The organism is Citrobacter sp. GW821-FHT07H02 (assembly GCF_059418505.1).
This window is the reverse complement of sequence record NZ_JBWKPZ010000003.1, coordinates 185,014-205,131: the sequence shown is the minus strand read 5'-3', so window position 1 is coordinate 205,131 and position 20,118 is coordinate 185,014. Positions and strand designations below refer to the sequence as shown.

At 53.1% G+C, this 20,118-nt stretch carries 20 protein-coding genes; 12 read left to right on the top strand and 8 right to left on the bottom strand.

All coding sequences use genetic code 11. The features are described 5' to 3' along the window. Positions 1–126: 126 nt before the first annotated feature. Positions 127–381, top strand: a complete 255-nt coding sequence (locus tag AC07NP_RS06225; RefSeq protein WP_203358076.1) for a GlsB/YeaQ/YmgE family stress response membrane protein — start codon at positions 127–129, stop codon at positions 379–381. Between the two features lie 136 nt (positions 382–517). After that, positions 518–2,623, top strand: a complete 2,106-nt coding sequence (locus AC07NP_RS06220) for a TonB-dependent siderophore receptor (protein WP_494659897.1) — start codon at positions 518–520, stop codon at positions 2,621–2,623. A 40-nt stretch (positions 2,624–2,663) separates the two neighbouring features. Here the strand turns inward: AC07NP_RS06220 and AC07NP_RS06215 are convergent, their stop codons facing one another. The 4 genes from AC07NP_RS06215 to dhaK form a co-directional block, all read right to left on the bottom strand. Continuing rightward, positions 2,664–4,379 carry an alpha,alpha-trehalase gene (locus tag AC07NP_RS06215; protein ID WP_494659896.1) on the bottom strand — a complete coding sequence of 572 codons (1,716 nt, stop codon included), beginning with the start codon at positions 4,377–4,379 and terminating at the stop codon, positions 2,664–2,666. A gap of 180 nt (positions 4,380–4,559) precedes the next feature. Further along, positions 4,560–5,993: a dihydroxyacetone kinase phosphoryl donor subunit DhaM gene (gene dhaM / locus AC07NP_RS06210; RefSeq protein ID WP_494659895.1), complete on the bottom strand. Its 1,434-nt coding sequence runs from the start codon at positions 5,991–5,993 to the stop codon at positions 4,560–4,562. Positions 5,994–6,003: 10 nt separating this feature from the next. Next, a complete protein-coding gene (gene dhaL / locus AC07NP_RS06205; RefSeq protein WP_203358072.1) occupies positions 6,004–6,636 on the bottom strand; it encodes a dihydroxyacetone kinase subunit DhaL in 633 nt (210 codons plus the stop codon). An 11-nt stretch (positions 6,637–6,647) separates the two neighbouring features. Beyond that, on the bottom strand, positions 6,648–7,718 hold the full coding sequence (gene dhaK, locus AC07NP_RS06200; RefSeq protein ID WP_494659894.1) for a dihydroxyacetone kinase subunit DhaK: 1,071 nt from the start codon (positions 7,716–7,718) through the stop codon (positions 6,648–6,650). A 324-nt stretch (positions 7,719–8,042) separates the two neighbouring features. On the opposite strand from dhaK, the gene dhaR reads away from it, so the two are divergent. From dhaR to AC07NP_RS06165, 7 genes are all read left to right on the top strand, one after another. Next, a complete protein-coding gene (dhaR, locus tag AC07NP_RS06195) occupies positions 8,043–9,959 on the top strand; it encodes a dihydroxyacetone kinase operon transcriptional regulator DhaR (RefSeq protein ID WP_494659893.1) in 1,917 nt (638 codons plus the stop codon). 138 nt (positions 9,960–10,097) lie between these two features. Next, positions 10,098–10,532, top strand: coding sequence for a translesion error-prone DNA polymerase V autoproteolytic subunit (gene umuD / locus AC07NP_RS06190; protein WP_494659892.1), 435 nt, complete (start codon positions 10,098–10,100; stop codon positions 10,530–10,532). Then, entirely contained in the window at positions 10,516–11,781 is a 1,266-nt protein-coding gene (gene umuC / locus AC07NP_RS06185; RefSeq protein ID WP_494659891.1) for a translesion error-prone DNA polymerase V subunit UmuC, read from the top strand. Before umuD ends, umuC begins: the two co-directional genes overlap by 17 nt. 136 nt (positions 11,782–11,917) lie before the next feature. Next, a complete protein-coding gene (gene leuE, locus AC07NP_RS06180; RefSeq protein WP_192611979.1) occupies positions 11,918–12,556 on the top strand; it encodes a leucine efflux protein LeuE in 639 nt (212 codons plus the stop codon). A gap of 186 nt (positions 12,557–12,742) precedes the next feature. Beyond that, positions 12,743–13,105: a DUF1971 domain-containing protein YeaR gene (gene yeaR / locus AC07NP_RS06175; protein ID WP_203358066.1), complete on the top strand. Its 363-nt coding sequence runs from the start codon at positions 12,743–12,745 to the stop codon at positions 13,103–13,105. A gap of 3 nt (positions 13,106–13,108) precedes the next feature. After that, complete coding sequence (locus AC07NP_RS06170; protein WP_012132688.1) at positions 13,109–13,291, top strand: DUF1869 domain-containing protein; 183 nt, start codon at positions 13,109–13,111, stop codon at positions 13,289–13,291. Between the two features lie 227 nt (positions 13,292–13,518). Continuing rightward, the gene (locus AC07NP_RS06165) at positions 13,519–14,163 is read left to right on the top strand and encodes a hypothetical protein (RefSeq protein WP_494659985.1); all 645 of its coding nucleotides are present in this window, start codon (positions 13,519–13,521) and stop codon (positions 14,161–14,163) included. A 61-nt stretch (positions 14,164–14,224) separates the two neighbouring features. Here AC07NP_RS06165 and fdhF read toward each other — a convergent pair whose 3' ends face one another. Further along, positions 14,225–16,372: a formate dehydrogenase subunit alpha gene (fdhF, locus tag AC07NP_RS06160; RefSeq protein ID WP_494659890.1), complete on the bottom strand. Its 2,148-nt coding sequence runs from the start codon at positions 16,370–16,372 to the stop codon at positions 14,225–14,227. 490 nt (positions 16,373–16,862) lie between these two features. Here fdhF and AC07NP_RS06155 point away from each other — a divergent pair, with 490 nt between their 5' ends. Continuing rightward, positions 16,863–17,111, top strand: a complete 249-nt coding sequence (locus tag AC07NP_RS06155) for a GlsB/YeaQ/YmgE family stress response membrane protein (protein ID WP_203358064.1) — start codon at positions 16,863–16,865, stop codon at positions 17,109–17,111. A gap of 141 nt (positions 17,112–17,252) precedes the next feature. Here the strand turns inward: AC07NP_RS06155 and AC07NP_RS06150 are convergent, their stop codons facing one another. Together AC07NP_RS06150 and AC07NP_RS06145 are read right to left on the bottom strand one after the other, a co-directional pair. Continuing rightward, a complete protein-coding gene (locus tag AC07NP_RS06150) occupies positions 17,253–17,351 on the bottom strand; it encodes a YoaK family small membrane protein (protein WP_203358063.1) in 99 nt (32 codons plus the stop codon). 47 nt (positions 17,352–17,398) lie between these two features. Continuing rightward, positions 17,399–18,412 carry a sensor domain-containing diguanylate cyclase gene (locus AC07NP_RS06145; RefSeq protein WP_494659889.1) on the bottom strand — a complete coding sequence of 338 codons (1,014 nt, stop codon included), beginning with the start codon at positions 18,410–18,412 and terminating at the stop codon, positions 17,399–17,401. Between the two features lie 198 nt (positions 18,413–18,610). Between AC07NP_RS06145 and AC07NP_RS06140 the strand changes: the two genes are divergently transcribed. After that, complete coding sequence (locus AC07NP_RS06140; RefSeq protein WP_494659888.1) at positions 18,611–18,862, top strand: putative hemolysin; 252 nt, start codon at positions 18,611–18,613, stop codon at positions 18,860–18,862. Positions 18,863–18,867: 5 nt separating this feature from the next. On the opposite strand, the gene AC07NP_RS06135 is transcribed toward AC07NP_RS06140, so the two are convergent. Further along, entirely contained in the window at positions 18,868–19,215 is a 348-nt protein-coding gene (locus AC07NP_RS06135; RefSeq protein ID WP_494659887.1) for a DUF488 domain-containing protein, read from the bottom strand. A gap of 190 nt (positions 19,216–19,405) precedes the next feature. Here AC07NP_RS06135 and AC07NP_RS06130 point away from each other — a divergent pair, with 190 nt between their 5' ends. Then, complete coding sequence (locus AC07NP_RS06130) at positions 19,406–20,113, top strand: CTP synthase C-terminal region-related (seleno)protein (protein ID WP_494659886.1); 708 nt, start codon at positions 19,406–19,408, stop codon at positions 20,111–20,113. Positions 20,114–20,118 lie beyond the last annotated feature (5 nt).

Here is a 20,118-nt window from a genome sequence, read left to right as displayed (position 1 = left end):
GAAATTTTTTTTCAAACTGAACGAATTAAGGCGGCGTCCAAAAGCGCAGAATCGTGGCTTGCCTATACTTAGGGTGCGAGTGCAAGAACGTCTTGCGCATGCGTTCACTGGAAAGAGGGCCTGAAAATGGGAATTATTGCCTGGATTGTTTTTGGTCTGATTGCAGGTGTTATCGCCAAACTGATCATGCCGGGCCGTGATGGTGGAGGTTTTTTCCTGACCTGCATTCTCGGTATCGTGGGTGCAGTTGTCGGTGGATGGTTGGCGACCATGTTTGGCATTGGCGGCAGTATCAGTGGATTCAATTTGAATAGTTTCCTGGTGGCCGTCGTTGGTGCGATTCTTGTGCTGGGCGTCTTTCGACTCCTGCGGCGAAATTAACAGAACGGCTCCTGCGGGGGCCGTTTTTCTTTCTGCAGGTTCCGTAACCGCAGGAATGTAAAGGGGAAGGGATAGCTTGATTTGTTAATGAAAATGCGAATAATTGTCGTTCCATTTCTCATGTAATAATTCACCCATGAAAACCACCCATTGTTTTACGTTGCGCGCGCTCTCTGGATGTATCACCCTGGCACTGACACTCCCGTCTTATGCCGAAGAATCAACCATTGTCGTGACGGCCGCCGGTCAGGAGAGTCTGCTGCCCGCCTGGACCAACAGCGCCACCAAGTCGGCCGTGCCGGAAAGCAAAACGCCGCAGGTCATTAACACCATCGACAGTAAAGAGATCGAACAGCGTCATGCGAACTCAGTGAATGAGATCCTACGCTACGCACCGGGCGTTTCTACGGAGGTGCGGGGCAGTACTTCGTACATGAGCGAGTACAAAATTCGTGGCTTTACGGTCGAGCAGGAGTACTACAACGGCTTACAACTCCCCTATAACGTGACCGGCAATACCAAAGCGCGGATCGATCCCCTGATGATTGAAAGCGTGGATATTCTGAAAGGTCCGGCATCGGTGCTTTATGGGAATGGATCGCCTGGTGGGCTGGTTAACATCCAGGGGAAAAAGCCGCAAGCGGAACAAAAAACGGAAATGGGCTTTACGACCGGGACCCGCAATCTGAAAGAGGGTTATCTGGATTCGACAGGGCAAATCAGCGACAGCGACTGGAATTACCGTCTGCTGGGCAAAGCCACGGAAGGCGACGATCAGCCGCACACCACCCGTTATGAAAACTATCTGGTGGCGCCCTCTGTCACCTGGCAGCCGGATAATAAAACACGGCTGACCATCGATGCGCTGGCGCAGAACACGCCGTCGTTGTCACCTTCCAACCCGCTGCCCATTGCCTATTTGCGCTCAGGGTATGCCGATTCCCGTGACTATGCCGGGGACGAGTGGAGCGGTTTCAAACAGCGGCAATGGATGCTGGGGTACAGTTTTGAACACCAGTTTGACAGCGGCTGGGGCTTTACGCAGAAAGCCCGCTATTTTGATGTCGATACCCATCAGCGCAGCGTCTACTCAACCGGGAATGGCACGAATCCGGTGTGGGAGTTAAACCGTTTTGCCTACACCACCGATGAAGATCTGAAGAGCTTTAATATTGACAACCAGGTGACCAAAACCCTTGAGCTGGGTGACTGGAAACACCATTTGCTGGCGGGTTTTGACTACCAAAAACTCGATAGCCATTACTTGTATCGTTACGCCAGCAACACGCCGGGGATCGATATGCGCGATCCGAACTACCATCAAATTCACAGCGATGAACTCGGGCTTTATACCGCGCAGAAAAACCGTCTCTCCTACCAGCAGAATGGTTACTATTTGCAGGATCAGGTGGAATTTGGCGGGCTGAATCTGTTGGCGAGCGTGCGGTACGACGACTACCGCTCCACCACCACGGATGATATGCAAAATGGCGAGAAAACATGGATCTCGCAGGATCGCGTAACCAAACGTCTGGGCGCGCTGTACGCCTTCGAAAATGGTATCTCCCCGTTCATCAGCTACTCCGAAGGCTTTAAGCCGATTTCGCCACAAGGTACATTGACGGCAAAGGATGTAAAGCCGACCACCAGCAAGCAGGTTGAGGGCGGGGTGAAATACCTGCTGGCAGAATATGCCACCACCTTTACCGCCTCGGTGTTCAACATTCGCCAGAAAAATGTCCTCTCCGCCACGCCAACCTGGGATTACCGTCAGACCGGCGAGATAGAGTCGAAAGGGGCAGAGGTGTCTGTCGTGAGCCGCCCGGCGGATAACATCACGCTGATCGCCAACTACGCCTATACCCATGCCATCAATACCGAAGATGAGACGTACGAAGGTAAACGCCCGACGCAGGTACCCGAAAACGCGTTTAACCTGTGGGGCGACTACACCTTTGATGAGACGGTTCTGCGAGGGCTGACCATTGGCACCGGGGCACGTTATACCGGGCCGATGGAGATCTCGCCGGATAATAAAGGGGGTAAGCTTGGCGGCACCACGCAGTACGACATGGCCGTGTCGTATCGTCTGGGAGAAGCGTTGCCGTCGCTGACTGGCGTCACGTTGAAAGCCAGCGCGCAGAACATCACCAACAAAGAGACCTTCAGCTGTTATGACAGCACCAACTGCTGGATCGGTCGCGATCGCACGGTGCAGGTCGGTGCGAGCTACAGTTTCTGATAAAAATGACCCGGAAGAACGCCGGGTCATTTCATCCTGTTTACGGAGTAGAGGGCGTGGTCTGTTTTTGTGGCGCAGGCTGCGCGGTCTCTGTCGGCGTGGGGCGCGTAGCGGGTACGTTGTCGCACGGTTTTTCTTTCGGGCAAATCAGATCGAGCATTTTCAGGGTTACGCCGTTAGTCCAGCCAAACCCATCCTGCAGCGGATACTCGCCACCGCCGCCGCCCGTCCCGGTGCTGCTGACATCATACTTCTCGACCAGCTTTTTCTCGCGCTCCCAGGTGTGTTGAACATTGGTCAGAAAACGCCAGCTGACCTCCATGGCAACCGTATCCTGACCATAATTTTGTAACCCTTCGGTCGCGACCCACTGTAACGGCGCCCAGCCATTGGGGGCATCCCACTGCTGTCCGCTTTTCACCGAGGTCGTGGCAAGGCCGCCAGGTTGCAGTAAATGCGCCTGAGTTGCCGCCGCCACTTTGCTGGCCCGATCGTTTGCCGCGGCATTCACATACAGCGGGAACAGCGTCGCCGCCGTCAGTTGATTACGGACTTTCTTGCTCTTCAGATCGTAGTCAGCGTACCACCCCTCTTTGGTATTCCACAGATGGTCCTCGATTCCTTTTTGTCTCGCGCTGGCGAGGGTTTCGTACTGGCTGGCTTTGGCATCGTCGCCTGCGGCTTTACTGGCACGGGCGAGAATTTTTTCCATTTTATACAGCAGCGCATTGAGGTCGACAGGGACGATACTGGTAGTACGGGTGGTACTGAGTTGTTGCGGATCATCCATCCAGCGTGAGCTAAAATCCCAGCCGGAGGCGGCCGCCGATCGCAGGTCGCGATAAATTTCCGTGGCCGGGCGATTCGGATTGCTCTTCGCGGTGGCGATATCTTCTACCCAGGATTCCGGACGTGGCGTGTCACGCTCATCCCAGTAACGGTTCAACACCGTGCCATCGTCGAGTTTGACCACCCGCTTATGTTGTTGCCCTGGCTGAAGAGATTCTGCCCCCTCCATCCACCAGGCATACTCTTTTTGCAACTGCGGCAGATATTTTTTCAGGGCGTCATCGCCCTCATGTTGCGCCAGCAACTCCACCATAAACGCGAAGAAGGGGGGCTGTGAACGGCTTAAATAATAGCTGCGGTTGCCGTTGGGAATATGGCCCCAACTGTCAATCTCGTAGCCGAAATTGGCGACCATATTCGCGACTTTATCCCAGTGGTCACTTTCAGCCAGTCCCAGCATCGTGAAATAGCTATCCCAGTAATAGATCTCCCGAAAACGTCCGCCGGGCACGACATAAGGCTCAGGCAGCGGCAGCAAAGAGTCCCATTTCCCCGCGCTTTTTGTCGAACGGGTCAATACCGGCCACAGCCCGTCAATATGTTCACGCAGCGATTGTCCGTCCGGAGGAACGTATTTTTCCCCCTCTTTGGGCAGCGTAAAATTCACGTCGACAAAATGGCGTAGATCGAAGCCAGACTGACTTTTTTGCATTCGATAATCGGCAAGGATCGTCAGGGGATCGCTATTGGGAACGGCGTCGGCAAACGTCTTCTGGTCGGGGAACAGTTTGGCGGTCTGCACATCATTAAATAGCGGTCCCAGCAGAATATCCGGGGGTTGCGGCAGACTGTCATTGGATTCTTCCGCATGTACAGACAACGAGGCGAGCGTCAGAAACGTCCCGGTCAGAGCCAGTTTAATCATGAAAGACAATACGCCTGGTTGGCGAATAGCTGGGGTTATCATTGAGGTTCCTCCTTAGCGGTGTGCCTGAGTTAACGGCATTTACCTTGAGAAAACCTTAGTCCACGATTGCCCTCTGCGCGTGATTGAACCGACATTTTGGGAACTCACGGGCATTTCTCGCCGTAGGGCATGACATGAATAGCGCGGCCTTTTTCGGGCAGGGACGCGCTATTTATGGGTTTACTCTGGGCGGAGAATGCGGCGGTTGGCGAGATCCAGCGTTACCGTTTCTCCGGTCTTCAGCGTACTGACAGACTCGCCCTGCTGACAAAGCCAGCCGATGCCCATCTCACGGGCGATGAGCGCGGAGTGTGACATCTCTCTGCCAGCACTCAGGCCAATCCCTTTCACGAATTGCGGGTCGAGCAGTAACACGGTGGACGGGAAAATATTGTCCGTGAGCACGACAGTCGGGCGAGTGAAGAGGGGCATTTGCGCCTTTATGCCACTCAGATGCCGAAGCGTACGGTGGAGCAGATCGTCGATGTCGATGTAGCGCGCCTGCAAATAGGCATCGTCGAGATGTTGATACTGTTCTCGGAGGTCGTTCAGTACACTTTGCCACGCCGCTTCTGCGCTGTAGTGTTGATGGAGAATGAATGCGCTGGCCATGTCATACAGTTCCGGGTCGTCCAGCAACGTGTGGTGCCCGGAGAAAATAGCGGCCAGGTCAGCGGAGTATTTTTCTTCCGCCAGCGCCGTCAATGCGCTGAGGTCGTCAAGCGTAAGCCGGATGGCGGCGCGAAGACGCTGCTGTTCATACTGCACAGAGTCGGTCGTGCTACTGGCGAAGTCTGGCAGGTCGGGGGAATAGCAAAACGCGGTGCCGGTTACCGGGTCGGGTAACGGGTGCGACGGATCGCCAGACCCGCTCTCTTCCAGCGCATCGCCAAAATTCTCTGCGGCAAGCTGTTTGAACGCCGCCAGCGCCTCGTCTGCCTGTTCACCTTTGGCGATCAGTCGCAGCGTGTCGTTGCTGCGTATTTGCAGCAAGGCGATTTGATTCAGACTGTCTGGGGTGACGCATTTACCGTTTTTTTCCAGCAGCATGTCGGCGTTAAAGCCCGACAGGGTGGCGACCAGCCGGGAAGCGGGTCTCACGTGAAGCCCATGACGGTTTTTGATGATGACGGAAAGCGAACGCGCTTCACTGTCGTGGGCTGAAAATGCCGTTGTGGGGTTGCTTGCTTCGAACGGCGAAGGTAAACCCAGCTGCTCACGTTTGGCGTCAAGGGCGTTCATGGCGTCGCTGATGACTTTGTCGATACCGGCGCCCGTCGCTGCGCTCACGGTCGCCGCGAGCGTTCCCTCAACCAGCGGTGCGGCACACAGACGCACTTTCGCCGCGATAGCCGGATCGAGCAAATCCAGCGCCGTTTCTGCGCTCAGCAGCGCGCTGCCAATATCCATCATCACCAGTATGTGGTCTGCGTCAGCCACGGACTCAATGGCTTCCATCACTTTGATGGGATCGGTGCCTATGGGATTTTGCGGGTCATCAATGCCCGCAGCAACCGCGAGTTTACAGCTTCCCCCCATCAACATCTGCTGGGCTAACTCCCTAACGCCTTCGCCCAGCCTGGCGCTATGAGAAACAATGACCAGGTTTACCATCGTATTCCCCTTACTCTCTGGAGGCTGCCGCCAGACATTGCACCATAAACATGACGGAAGTCGCTCCCGGATCCTGGTGACCGATGCTGCGCTCGCCGAGGTAGCTGGCGCGACCTTTACGCGCCTGCATGGTGATGGTGCTTTGCGCCGCCGCTTCCGCCTGGAGACGGGCGGCCTCCAGCGCTGCCGGTACGGACAGCGCGTGTTCGCAGGAGTGGCGCAAGGATTCCACCACCGGCAGCCAGACATCGCACATCGTTTTATCACCCGGTTCGGCTTTGCCCCGGCTGACCACACCTTCGGCGCCTTCGCGCACCATTGCATAGACCTCGTCGAGGGTCAGACTTTGATGGGACTGGGTAACCTGAGCGGCGCGAATGAAAAAGGTGCCAAACAGTGGTCCGCTGGCACCCCCGACGCTGGAGAGCAGCACCATTCCGGTATTTTTCAAAATAAAACCGATGTCTTTGTCGGCAATCGCGGGTAATTTTTCGACCACTTTGCTAAATCCGCGATGCATGTTTAAACCGTGGTCAGCATCGCCAATTTCTCTGTCGAGCCCGGTGAGGAAATCACTCTCTTTGGTGAAGATTTCACCGCACAGGTAGAGCCAGTTAACAATTTGCGTTCTGTTGAGCGACATAAAAAATCTCCTTATTTACCCCAGTTGAGGGCCGGGGTATGTACCGGGGCATCCCATAATGCCAGCGTCTCATCGTCCACTTTTAAGAGGGTGATGGAAAATCCGGCCATATCCAGGGAGGTGCAGTAAGATCCGATCAGATTGCGTTCGATGTGAATGCCCGCGTCCTGACAACGGCTTTCGAGTCGGTTATAGACGCCGAACAGCTCGGATAACGGCGTCGCGCCAAGATTGTTGACCAGCGCAATCACGCGATCGCCGCGTTGCAGCGGTTGTTTGCCCTGTTTGTCTTCTTGCCATGCGCCCTGTACGGGATCCCAGTGACGTAACGTACGGTTGTAGGCACCGTTTTCCAGCAAGGTGTCGAACATTTCATCGACGGTCCTGTCGAGAGAGGTGAAAGCCCGACGGTCAATACCCGGTTCGCCGTGAATACCCACGCCAAACTCCATCTCATTATCCTGCAAGGTAAACGAGGGCTTACCGGCGGCAGGCACCGTACACGCCCCCAGCGCGATACCAATGGAGTGGCCGAGGTTGTTAAGTTTACGTCCCAGTTCCGCGCAGGCTTCCAGCGAATCACCGCGTTCAGCCGCCGCGCCGACCAGTTTTTCAATCAGAACCGTGTTTGCTACTCCCCGGCGACCGGCGGTATAGAGGCTGTCTTTGACCGCCACATCATCATCAATGACGACGGTCGTTACCTTCACGCCGCTGTCGTGCAGGAGTTCGGTGGCCGTTTCAAAATTAAGAATATCGCCGGTGTAATTTTTGATAATCAGCAGGACACCTTCACCGCCGTCGATACGCATCGCGCATTCAAACATTTTGTCCGGCGTCGGCGAGGTGAAAATTTCACCCGGACAGGCGCCGGAAAGCATTCCCTGACCAATGTAGCCACAGTGCATGGGTTCATGTCCGCTACCGCCGCCCGACAGCAGCGCCACTTTCCCTTGTACAGGGGCATCTGAACGGGTGACATATACTGGGTCCTGATGCAGCGTCAGTGTAGGAAAGGCTTTCGCCATACCGGCCAGCTGTTCATTCAGGACATCTTCGACACGGTTAATCAATTTTTTCATTTTTTGTGCTCCGTAGGTCGTCATGAGATGGCTGCAAAAGGGAACACATCGCAGGCATCTGAGTGCGGGTATCGGTTATGGACAACGACACGGCGACCACATGCTGCCGATACGATCATTGTGCCGCAGCGACGCGAAAAAAATATTCCACAAATTTATGTTTCAATACGGAACATTTATTTTTATTTATGTTTCATAATGGAACGTGAAGATGAATTTTTAGGCAAAAATGAGAGGTTCAACCCTCTTTGCCGCTGCAAAAGGCGAAAAAGGGTTCCCGGTGCTCGGGACGTGGAAAAGCGCGCGCATGCGTGCGGAGAAAACATGGCGACTCAACATCAAACCGGCGACAACGCCGTCTCTGGCATTCTTGACACCTCGTGGCAACGCTGTAGCACAATGATGCAGCGAGAGCCCTGGATCGTGCCGCATCAGGCTCAGGGACTGACGTTTGACTCTATTTGTCGACGAAAGACCGCATTGCTGGCGTTAGGGCAAGCGGCGCTGGAGGATGCCTGGGAATATATGTCTCCCCGGGGATGTGGGTTATTTATTCTTGATGAGTCGGCTTGCATTCTGAGTCGCTGCGGCGATCCGCTTACGCTGCAACAGCTTGGCGAACTGGGGTTTATCAACGGTGCCTACTGTGCGGAAAGTCTTATTGGCACCTGTGCGCTCTCCCTGGCGTCTGCGCTTGGACAGCCGATTCAAACGTCTGGCGAGCAACATTTCAAACGGAGGCTGTCTGGCTGGAGTTTCTTCTCCACGCCTATTTTTGATAACCACGGTCGCCAGTCGGGTTCCATCGCCTTGTGTTGCCCTGTTGGGCAGGAGGCGGCGTCCGATCTGCCGCTGACGCTGGCGATAGCGCGTGAAGTGGGCAATTCATTGCTGACCGACAACCTGCTGACCGAGTCTAATCGCCATCTGAATCAGCTGTACGGCCTGCTCGAAGGAATGGTCGACGGCGTGATGGCCTGGAATGAGCAGGGAACGCTGCAATTTCTGAATGCGCAGGCCGCGCGATTACTGCATCTGGATGCCCAGTCGAGCCAGGGGAAAAATATCACCGATCTGGTCACGCTGCCTGCCGTTTTGCAGCGTGCAATCCGGCAAATGCGCCAGCTTAACCATGTCGAAGTCACGTTTGAAAGCCAGCATCAATTTGTGGATGCGGTCATCACTCTGAAACCGATTATTGAGGCTCAGGGGGCCAGTTTTATTCTGTTGCTCCATCCGGTCGAACAGATGCGCCAGTTGGTGACCAGCCAGTTGGGGAAAGTGAGTCACACCTTTGCACAAATGCCGGGCGACGATCCTGCCACCCGGCGCTTACTGCATTTTGGGCGTCAGGCCGCGCGGGGGCGCTTCCCGGTGTTACTTTGCGGGGAGGAAGGGGTCGGCAAAGAACAGCTCAGCCAGGCCATTCATAATGAAAGTGAGCGTGCGGAATGCCCCTATATTGCGGTGAACTGTCAGCTGTATGCCGATACCGTGTTGGGACAGGGCGATACCAATGGCACGTCGGAGGGCGGGCGTTTAAGTCGTCTGGAACTGGCCAACGGCGGCACCTTATTTCTGGAGAAAATTGAATATCTGGAGCCGGAGTTGCAATCGGCGCTTCTGCAGGTGATCAAACAAGGAGTATTAACGCGCCTTGATGCCCGCAGGCTGATTCCTGTCGATGTGAAAGTCATCGCCTCTACGACCCTGGATCTCGCGTTGCTGGTGGAACAAAACCGTTTTAGTCGCCAGCTTTACTACGCGTTACATGCATTTGAAATCACCATTCCACCGCTTCGAATGCGGCGAAACAGCATTCCAGCGCTGGTGCGTAATACCCTTGCGCGTCTTGAGAAACGTTTCTCGACGCGGCTGAAGATAGAGGATGATGCGATGGCGCAGCTGGTTGATTGCGCCTGGCCGGGGAATGATTTTGAGTTGCTTAGCGTTATCGAAAACATCGCCATGAGTTGCGACAACGGGCATATCCGGCTGAGCGATTTACCGGAACATCTTTTCACCGAACGCTTCGAAGAGGGCGGTATGCGCCTCCCAACCCAGCTGACCTTTGCCGGTATCGAGAAAGACGCCATTATTCATGCAGCAAAGGTCACCGGCGGCCGTGTACAGGAAATGTCCAGCGTGTTGAACATTGGGCGCACAACGCTGTGGCGTAAGCTAAAGCAGTACAACATTGATGTCAGTCAGTTTAAGCGCCGTCGTCAGGACTCGCGTTGAGGCTGAACGTGGCGGGGCATGGATCACTGAATGTGCTGTGACTTCAACGGGTTCATTCACTGATCGCATAAGTCGCTTGATTTGATCGGCAAATACAACATACTGTTTATATGTACAGTGTTTATTGGTTTGGCCGTGATGAATGATATTTTTTCCTGTGAACGTAATGACATCATTACGTTACCTCTGTTTCTGGAGCGTGTTTCATGCGGGTTTCCCAGCCCGGCGCAAGACTATGTTGAGGACAGTCTCGATCTTAACACCCTGGTGGTGAAGCATCCGGGGGCAACATACTTCCTTAGGGTCAGCGGTGACTCGATGGTAGGCGCCGGTATCAGCGATGGCGATCTATTGGTGGTTGACCGTTCGTTGACGGCGACGCATGGCGATATTGTGGTGGCGGCCGTGGCGGGGGAATTTACCGTGAAGGAGCTACACACGCGGCCCCGTCTTCAGCTCGTTCCCCACAACCCGCATTATTCCCCCATCGTGTTGCAGAGCGAGGAAGAGCTGCAACTCTTTGGCGTTGTGACATTTACGTTGAAATCACACAGACATGTTCGCGCTGGTTGATGTAAACAGTTTTTATGCGTCTTGTGAGACGGTCTTTCGACCGGATCTCGAGGGAAAACCGGTGGTGGTGGTTTCAAACAACGACGGATGCATTATTTCGCGATCGGCACAGGCAAAAGCGCTCGGCATCAAAATGGGGGCGCCTTATTTCAAAGTGAAAGATGAATTACGGCGTCAGCACGTCGCGGTCTTTAGCTCAAATTATGCGCTTTATGCCGATCTCAGCCACCGTGTAATGCTGACGCTGGCAGAAATGGCGCCGTCGGTTGAGGTCTATTCCATTGATGAAGCGTTTATCGATCTGTCAGGGATCAGGCGTGGTTACTCGCTCGAGGCGTTTGGGCACCAAATTCGTCAACAGATACGAAAGAACACGGGGTTGACCGTTGGCGTAGGCATTGCGCAGACCAAAACGCTGGCTAAAGTCGCCAATTTTGCGGCGAAAACATGGCAAAAGACCGGCGGCGTGGTTGATCTCTCAGACTCGTTGCGTCAGAGAAAACTTCTTGCGCACGTCCCTGTTGAAGAAGTCTGGGGGATAGGGCGGCGTACCAGTAAGAAACTCAATGCGATGGGCATTACGTCGGCGCTGCAATTGGCTGACAGCTCTCTCTGGGTGATGCGTAAACACTTCAGCGTGGTGACGGAACGTACCGTGCGTGAGCTTCGCGGGGAGTCTTGTCTGGCATTTGATGAGTTTGCCCCCACCAAACAGCAGATTATTTGTAGCCGGTCATTCGGCCATCGCATCACCCACTACGACGAGATGCATCAGGCGATTTGTATGTACGCTGAACGCGCGGCGGAAAAACTGCGGGCAGAACGACAGTACTGCTGCACTATCAGCGTATTCATGCGAACCAGCCCGCATGCCGAAAATGAGGTATTTTACGCGCCGCAGGCGTGTGGTCAGTTAACGATTCCGTCTCAGGATACCCGCGACATTATTCGTGTTGCCTGCAGCGCGCTGGACAGGATCTGGAAAGACGGTTTTCGCTACATGAAAGCAGGCGTCATGCTCAGTGATTTTTTTAGCCAGGGGATTGCTCAGCTAAACTTGTTTGATGAAAACGCCCCACGCCCCAATAGTGAGAAATTAATGGCGGTGTTGGATCACCTCAACAGCAAAAAGGGGAGAGGTACCCTCTATTTTGCCGGTCAGGGCGCGCAGCAGCAATGGCAAATGAAACGGGAAATGCTCTCCCCACGCTATACCACTCGGTTTTCAGATTTACCGGTGGTGAAATAGGCTGCTTTATTGCCTGTTTTGCGGAGTAATGTACTGGGTATGGCGGGAGTCCTGATTTTCCTTTCCATCATCAGACGCATTCGTTAGCATATTGTTTCGCAGCTAGGCGTATCTGTTTTTTCAGGAAGAGGTTAACGTGTTCGCAGAGTATGGAGTTCTGAATTACTGGACGTATCTGGTCGGGGCAATTTTTATCGTTCTGGTCCCTGGTCCTAATACATTTTTTGTGCTGAAAAATAGCGTTGGGCGTGGGATGAAAGGTGGGTATCTCGCGGCAAGTGGCGTGTTTATTGGCGATGCGGTGCTGATGTTTCTCGCTTACGCCGGCGTTGCAACGATGATTAAAACGACGCCGGTGCTGTTTAGTATTGTTCGCTATCTCGGCGCATTGTATCTGCTTTATCTGGGCGCAAAGATGCTCTACGCGACGCTGAAATCAAAAGAAAACGCGTCGACTGGCGAGGATGTCCCTTTTGGTGCGATTTTTAAACGCGCCTTAGTTCTGAGCCTGACCAACCCAAAAGCGATCCTTTTTTACGTGTCGTTCTTCGTGCAATTTATTGATGTGAACGCGCCGCATACGGGGCTGTCATTTTTGATTCTGGCTATCTCGCTGGAAGTGGTGAGCTTCTTCTACCTGAGCTTCCTGATTATTTCGGGGGCGTTTGTGACGCAATATATTCGGACTAAAAAGAAACTGGCGAAAGTCGGCAATTCTCTGATTGGTTTGATTTTCGTCGGTTTTGCCGCGCGTCTGGCGACGCTGCAGTCGTAATATCTGCAGGCCCGTTTATTCTGACGGGCCTCTGTCTTTTCCTCCCGCAAATCAAGATACAGCCCTGATGTATAAACCTTTAAAATAACCAATAAATGGTATTTTAAATGCATATTATGATGAGTAACCTTCTTACAGCAGCGATAAATGAAATACGCTGCGTTGTTGATGGAAAGAGGGAAGACAATGCTTCAAATTCCACAGAATCATATTCACACACGCGCCACGCCATTCTGGAACAAAGAGACAGCGCCCGCCGGAATTTTCGAACGCCACCTTGATAAAGGAACCCGACCGGGCGTGTATCCCCGTTTGTCGGTCATGCAGGGGGCGGTCAAATATCTCGGATATGCCGATGAACACAGTCCCGAGCCAGAAAAGGTGATGATTATTGAAGCCGGTCAGTTTGGCGTTTTCCCACCGGAAAAGTGGCATAACATCGAAGTGATGACTGACGACACTTACTTTAACATCGATTTTTTCGTTGCCCCGGAAGTGTTACTGGAAAGCGCAAACCAACGGAAAGTCATTCGCACCGGGAAGGAGTAAACCATGGGTAAAGCAACATATACCGTGACGGTGACCAACAACAGTAATGGCGTTTCGGTCGATTATGAAACTGAAGCGCCGATGACCTTGCTGGTGCCGGATGTCGCCGCAGAAGTCGTCAAAGACCTGGTTAATACCGTGCGTTCATACGACACGGAAAATGAACATGATGTTTGCGGCTGGTAACTCAGCCAGCTAACGAAAGCGTAACGCTTTCAGTCCTCTAAGCCGCATAGCGTGATGACCGCGCTGTGCGGCTTTTTTGTTAACGGTCTGGCAGACTACCTTACCCGCTGACATCAGTAGAAATAAAATATTAAGAAAACCTTAAGAATATGGCATAGATTGCTAATGAATGAATATTCATAAAACTTATGATTCAGGTATCGAAAGCGGAACAGACTAAAATGCTTATGAAACTTGATACCCGAATCACCTCGATAACGGTGCTGCTTGTACTGGCCGCGATAGTTATCCCCTTCACTGCTGACTGGCATCTTCCCCTGCTTGATGGCGTCGTGGTGACGTGGATTGAAAATGGACAAGCGCTATGGTTGCTGTTTGGCGCATTGTTTACCGCCTGGTATATCAAGCCACTCTCTCGCCCGGAAGGGGCAAAACAGTTTTGGCTCTGGGCCGTTGTATGGTGGCTGGTGCTCCTGGGGCGAAGCACCAGTTGGGGACGCGCTTATTTCCCGGACGAGCCCAGAATCATCTTCAGGGTTATCTCGGTGATATTGATCGCAGCACTCGCACTACCGGTATTTTTCTCGAAAACGCTGCGTCACGAGATTGTGCGTCGACTGCGTGAAGAGCCGTTCCCGTTGTGGCTGTTTGCTGTCACCGCCGCGACGTTTTTGATTTCCGACGCCGTAGAGCATCATCGTTTGATGGCGCCCGTTTTCCTGCACAACCTGCACTATGCCGATCTGATTGAAGAGCTATATGAATTGCCGTTTATGTTGGGATTATTTTTAATTACGTTGGGGTTTATGCAGCGGGAGAGAGTGGGCGAGAATGCCACGTCCCGGGTCGGTGATGTGCAGTTCGCGAAATAGTGCGTTAGCCGATGCAGGTAGCCTGAGTCCGCAAATACGGACCCAGGCGAGATAATGACGCTTACGCGATGGCCTCACAGAGACGCGATTTCATCGCCGTGTAAGTGTCTACAGCATAGTTTTCCGCCCAGCGCTGATCGGCAATCGGTTCGATTTTCACGGCGCAGTACTTTGTTTCAGGCGTTTTTGAGATGGGATCCAGGTTATCCTGAGTCAGCTCATTACAGGCGCCAATCCACCATTGATACGTCATGTAGACTGCGCCACGGTTAATACGGTCGGAGACGTCGGCACGGCTGATCACCTTACCGCGACGAGAACTGACCCAGACCAGATCGCGATGGCGAATCCCCAGTTTTTCCGCATCAAGTCCGTTGATTTGCACATTCCCCGGTTCATCAGCCAGCGCCTGTAACGCCGCGCAGTTACCGGTCATGGAGCGGCAGGAATAGTGCCCGACCTCACGCACGGTGCAAAGCACCATCGGGAAATCCTCATCCGGCACCTCAGCAGGCGCGCGCCACGGGGCGGCAAACAGCTTGCCTTTCCCGCTGGGCGTATCAAATTTGCTGTGCAGATAAAGATACGGGGTGCCGGGGTGATCAAGGTCAGGACACGGCCACTGAATATGCCCCATGTCGCCCATTTTTTCGTACGTCACACCGTAGAATAGCGGGCATAACTCGCGCATCTCATCCCAGATTTGCTGATTATTTTCATACTTCATGGGGTAGCCCATTGCGGTGGCGAGCAGGCTGATTATCTCCCAGTCACGCTTCACATCGCCAGTCGGCTCAATGGCTTTTTCAAAACGCTGGAAACCACGATCGGCGCAGGTAAAGACGCCTCCGTGTTCACCCCACGAGGTGGCGGGCAGAATCACATCAGCCGCTTCTGCCGTTTTGGTCATGAAGATATCCTGCACCACGACAAAATCCAGCGCGTCGAAGCCTGAACGTACCAGCCCCAGATCGGCCTCTGTCTGCAGCGGGTCTTCCCCCATGATGTAGTAAGCTTTGACTTTACCTTCGAGCGCCAGATGAGGCACCTCAGTAATACGCGTGCCGACTTTATCGTCCATCAGCGCGGCATCAATGCCCCAGGCGCGCGCAAATTTCTCTCTGACTGCTGGATCCGTCACGTCCTGATAACCGGGGAATTGATTGGGCAACACGCCCATATCACACGCCCCTTGCACGTTATTCTGACCGCGAACCGGCCCGACGCCGACATGAGGACGCCCCAGATTTCCGGTCAGCAAGGCCAGGCTCGACAGACCGCGAACGACGTCAACGGCCTGACCAAACTGCGTTACGCCCATTCCCCACATCACCGTCGCAGAAGGGGCGGCGGCGAAAGTCCGCATAGCCTGACGTACCTGTTGTGCAGGGACGCCGGTCAGGTGTTCGACGGATTCTGGCGAAAAATCCTTCACGGTTTGCCAGTAATCCTCGAACCCTTCGGTGTGTTTTAACACATACTCCCGATCATAAAGCTGCTCATCAATCAGGACATAGCCAAAGGCGTTGACCAGCGCCATATTGCAGCCGTTGTTCAGTTGCAGATGCTGGTCAGCAATGCGGGCCGTCTCAATGCGCCTTGGATCGCACACGATAATTTTGGCGCCGTTCTGACGCGCCTTAATGACCCGGCGCGCCACGATTGGGTGGGAGTCGGCGCAGTTGTAGCCAAAAATAAGCAGGCATTTAGAGTTTTCAATATCGCTAATCGCGTTGCTCATTGCGCCGTTGCCCAGCGTCTCCTGCAAACCAGCAACGGAAGGGCCATGGCACACGCGAGCGCAGCAATCGACATTGTTGGTATTCAGCACGGCGCGGGCAAATTTCTGCATGACGTAGTTCGTCTCATTCCCTGTCCCGCGGGAAGAACCGGTGGTCATGATGGCGCGAGGGCCGAAGGCCGCTTTAATTTCTGACAAACGCGTTGCGGTATAGCGGATGGCTTCATCCCAACTCACAGGGGTGAGTTTGCCGCCTTTTTCATAGCGAATCATTGGGCGGGTCAGACGCGGCGTCAGAAGACGTGTGTCGTTAAGAAAATCCCAACCATAAAATCCCTTCAGGCATAGCTGATTCTGATTCGTTACACCTTCTGCACCTTCGGCGCGGATGATTTTGTTATTTTCAACAACAAGCGTGAGCTTGCACCCGGCCCCGCAATAAGGGCACACACTGGTGATTTTTTTCATCAATAACAGACCTGTTAAATGCTGAAATAGCGCGAATTGAAGAAGAAGTCAGCGCATTACAGGCGATGGACTTCGTTTTGTCGTAGCGACAGAGGAAGCTAAGCATAAATTGTGCCAAAAGCGGAAAACCAGAGACGGCGGGGCTTTGCTGAGAAGGCGGGCGAGAAATGACAGACGGATCGACAGAAATGACGGGCAGATGTCAAAAAAAAGCCCGCACTCATTGAGGCGGGCAAAACATACTGGAAGCAATGTGAGCAATGTCGTACCAAATACCCGAGTTATTTACTCAACTATTCAGTAATGAGAAAGATAATCTTTATCATCTAACATTTCAACCCTGTCTTTTATGCGTGTTTATTTGATCGAATAACGGAAGAACGTGAAATACTGAAAGGTGATACTGATCACAAATTTCAATTTTCTGACCATGTGCTATTCTTTTTAGCAGCGAATTAATCGCTGACGTAAAAACATAAGTGAGGAAAGAATGGGCATTATTTCATGGATTATCTTTGGGCTTATTGCAGGTATTCTGGCGAAGTGGATTATGCCTGGTAAGGATGGCGGTGGTTTCTTTATGACGATCATTCTCGGGGTCGTCGGTGCCGTTGTAGGGGGATGGATCAGCACACTTCTCGGATTTGGCAAAGTTGACGGTTTCAACTTTGGCAGTTTTGCCGTCGCCGTTATTGGTGCCATTGTTGTTCTGTTTATCTACAGAAAAATCAAAAGCTAAACGAAGAATATCGCAAGATAAAAAGGCTACCGACGGTGGCCTTTATTATTTTAAATGACCGCCGTTACCACCAACCCAGCGCCGTTCCCACTAGCGCAATAATGGCCACGCCGATCATGATAAGCGTTGTTTTTTTCACCGTTATGCTCCGGGGGTTGCGTAACCACCAATACAAAACCACGCTAAGAAAATAACCGCTGTAATAAAAATGACGACAGGAAAAACAATACCCAATCTCATGCTACCACCTGATTGTGTTATTTGATGACGCGCCAGAATAGCAGGGCTCAATGCGTGACAAAAGGTGTTTTATCTTTGCGCTTTTTATCCTGATACATAGCGCTATCCGCAGCGCGAAGAGCACTGTCAACGTCCGTCTCACGAGGATTGACTTCAATAACGCCGAGGCTGGCGCCAGGGTAAAACAGAACCTCGCCCTCGACCTGGTACTCCCCACGAATCTGCTGCTGTAGCCGGTCTTTTAACGTTTGCAGACTAAGGTCATTTTCATCGGCAAGACACACGGCCAGAAACTCATCACCGCCTAAGCGGCCAATAATGTCGTGTTCGCTGCGCCAGTCGGTCAGGCGCTGGCCGACCTGGATTAGAAACTGGTCGCCGGCTTCGTGCCCATAGCGATCGTTGATCTGTTTAAAATGATCCAGATCGATATACGCCACAATGACGTTGCGATTCAGATGGCTGGCCAGTGAGAAAAGCGTGTCCATATTCTCAAAAATGGCCCGTCGGTTTGGTAAGCGGGTGAGTGCGTCAGTATACGAGTACGCGATAAGCGCCGCATTGGCCGATTGCAGTTGAGAAACCAGTGACTCTTTCTGAATATACTGGGCAATGAGTCCGGCAAACAGATGCAATACCTGTTCTCCACGGTGACTCAATTTATGTTGCTGCTTACTGGTGGCGCACAGCGTACCGTAAAACGTGCCGTCCGGAAGATGAACCGGCGTGCTTAAAAATGTGGTGATTTCCAGCGCCTGGGCGGCGGTGCAATCAGGCCAGCGCTCCGGGACGTTATCACTGTAAAAACAGTTATCGTCTATTGCGCGTTTACACAACGTTTCATCCCAGGGCACGGATAATCCTTCCGGAATGTGCATCTGCTTGCTGTTACGGGCATACAAGATGTGTTGCAAACGGGCATCGAGATCGACCTTCGTCAGATAGGTTGATTCCATCTCGGTCACCATCTCCAGCATCTCCAGAAGTTGCCGAACCAGGCTTTCCAGAGACTGTTCAGTGGCGAGTGATTGCGAGACGCGGGCGAGGATCATATCTGGCATGACGCGAAGGTTCTCCCTGATTGGTAGCACAGTGTGCTGAAAATTTCTGCTTTGCTGGGCAGGTAGAGTATCACTTTGACAAATGAAATGTATCTGTTCTGCCAGAAAGTGAGTAACAGGGAAAAGATGCCAATAAAACATGGAGATGCCTTATCAGACGGGTTACCCTGTCCGGATATTGCGTTAATGGGAGATTATATGAAATTCATTCTTGCCGTGCTGCCTTGTATTCTGGGACTGGCTGCATGTTCATCGTCAACACTGCCTGATGCCCCTAAACCCCCTCAGGTCGGTATGGCGAATCCTGCGGCGGTCTATTGTGAACAAAAAGGCGGAACGCTCGTGCCGGTTCAGACCCCACAAGGCGCGCGTGCAGACTGCAAACTGCCTGGCGGGGAAGTCATCGATGAGTGGGCGCTCTGGCGCAGAGATCATCCGACCAACAAATGAGTGAATTAAAAACCGCGTAACCACTCGGCTAACACGAGAGCATGGTTTTGCCCGGTGTTTTTTGCTGAATACAGCAGCGTTAGCGTTTGCTGGCGGGCAATGTCCGCCAGCCGTTGGCCTTCCTGCGTATATTGCGCCAGCTCTGCGCGGTACTGTTCTGAAAAGTGTGTGAAATCTATCGCTTCAGAGTGAAAGGCTTTACGCAATTCGGTCGACGGCGTCAGGGCTTTATCCCACTCATCACACGCAAGATCCGTTTTTTTGATCCCGCGTGGCCATAACCTGTCGACAAGCACACGATATCCATCGCTTTGATCTGCCGGGTCATAAACGCGTTTACACTGAATTTTCATGTTTCCCTCTCATCCATTCGGCGGGTTAACCGATCCCTATGAGTACCATAAAGCAGGTCTGACGTCATCGCGAACACGATAGCGCCTGGCGACGACGCCCCCTAAATTAAGGGATTGTGAAAACCGCAAAAGATCGGTAGTTTGAGATTCCTTATGTTGTCTCTCATTGTCCTGGCATAAGGAACTCCTCATGGCATTCTCCCCTGTTAAAGATACGCTACGCATTGCGCTGGTGGGTGATTACAACCCAGAGATCGTGGCGCATCAGGCTATTCCCCTGGCGATTGATGACGCCGCTGCGGTGCTGGAGCTCATGGCCGACTACGACTGGCTGACGACGTCTGATATCGGTAGCGCTGAAGATCTGGTGGGTTACGATGCAATTTGGGTAGTGCCTGGCAGTCCGTATCAGAATACGGAAGGCGCGCTGATCGCCATTCGCTATGCGCGGGAAAACAGCATTCCTTTTCTCGGAACCTGTGGCGGCTTTCAGCATGCCATTCTGGAGTATGCGCGTAATGTCGTGGGCTGGCGCGATGCCGCACACGCTGAGACCGACACTTCAGGCCGCATGGTGATTGCGCCATTGGCCTGTTCCCTGGTGGAAAAAACCGAGGCTATCGAACTGCGGGCGAATACGCTGATCGCCAAAGCGTATGGGCAGACGGTGATCTCTGAGGGCTATCACTGCAACTACGGCGTGTCTGAAGAATTTACCGCCGAACTTGAACGTGGCGATCTGCGGGTGACCGGCTGGGATGAAGCAGGCGAGGTTCGCGCGATTGAACTGGTGACGCATCCGTTTTTTGTCGGCACGCTCTTTCAACATGAACGCGGCGCGCTGACCGGCAAACCGGTGCCGCTGGTGCAGGCGATGCTGCGGGTCGCACGAGGTTAAACAAA

Bases quoted from the DNA above. Each gene is read 5' to 3' on its own strand.
- AC07NP_RS06140 (WP_494659888.1), top strand. From the start codon at position 18,611: ATGAAATTCATTCTTGCCGTGCTGCCTTGTATTCTGGGACTGGCTGCA.
- fdhF (WP_494659890.1), bottom strand. From the start codon at position 16,372: ATGAAAAAAATCACCAGTGTGTGCCCTTATTGCGGGGCCGGGTGCAAG.
- AC07NP_RS06225 (WP_203358076.1), top strand. From the start codon at position 127: ATGGGAATTATTGCCTGGATTGTTTTTGGTCTGATTGCAGGTGTTATC.
- AC07NP_RS06215 (WP_494659896.1), bottom strand. From the start codon at position 4,379: ATGATAACCCCAGCTATTCGCCAACCAGGCGTATTGTCTTTCATGATT.
- AC07NP_RS06155 (WP_203358064.1), top strand. From the start codon at position 16,863: ATGGGCATTATTTCATGGATTATCTTTGGGCTTATTGCAGGTATTCTG.
- dhaK (WP_494659894.1), bottom strand. From the start codon at position 7,718: ATGAAAAAATTGATTAACCGTGTCGAAGATGTCCTGAATGAACAGCTG.
- AC07NP_RS06170 (WP_012132688.1), top strand. From the start codon at position 13,109: ATGGGTAAAGCAACATATACCGTGACGGTGACCAACAACAGTAATGGC.
- AC07NP_RS06220 (WP_494659897.1), top strand. From the start codon at position 518: ATGAAAACCACCCATTGTTTTACGTTGCGCGCGCTCTCTGGATGTATC.
- umuC (WP_494659891.1), top strand. From the start codon at position 10,516: ATGTTCGCGCTGGTTGATGTAAACAGTTTTTATGCGTCTTGTGAGACG.
- AC07NP_RS06165 (WP_494659985.1), top strand. From the start codon at position 13,519: ATGAAACTTGATACCCGAATCACCTCGATAACGGTGCTGCTTGTACTG.
- AC07NP_RS06145 (WP_494659889.1), bottom strand. From the start codon at position 18,412: ATGCCAGATATGATCCTCGCCCGCGTCTCGCAATCACTCGCCACTGAA.
- dhaL (WP_203358072.1), bottom strand. From the start codon at position 6,636: ATGTCGCTCAACAGAACGCAAATTGTTAACTGGCTCTACCTGTGCGGT.
- dhaR (WP_494659893.1), top strand. From the start codon at position 8,043: ATGGCGACTCAACATCAAACCGGCGACAACGCCGTCTCTGGCATTCTT.
- AC07NP_RS06130 (WP_494659886.1), top strand. From the start codon at position 19,406: ATGGCATTCTCCCCTGTTAAAGATACGCTACGCATTGCGCTGGTGGGT.
- umuD (WP_494659892.1), top strand. From the start codon at position 10,098: ATGAATGATATTTTTTCCTGTGAACGTAATGACATCATTACGTTACCT.
- yeaR (WP_203358066.1), top strand. From the start codon at position 12,743: ATGCTTCAAATTCCACAGAATCATATTCACACACGCGCCACGCCATTC.
- AC07NP_RS06135 (WP_494659887.1), bottom strand. From the start codon at position 19,215: ATGAAAATTCAGTGTAAACGCGTTTATGACCCGGCAGATCAAAGCGAT.
- AC07NP_RS06150 (WP_203358063.1), bottom strand. From the start codon at position 17,351: ATGAGATTGGGTATTGTTTTTCCTGTCGTCATTTTTATTACAGCGGTT.
- dhaM (WP_494659895.1), bottom strand. From the start codon at position 5,993: ATGGTAAACCTGGTCATTGTTTCTCATAGCGCCAGGCTGGGCGAAGGC.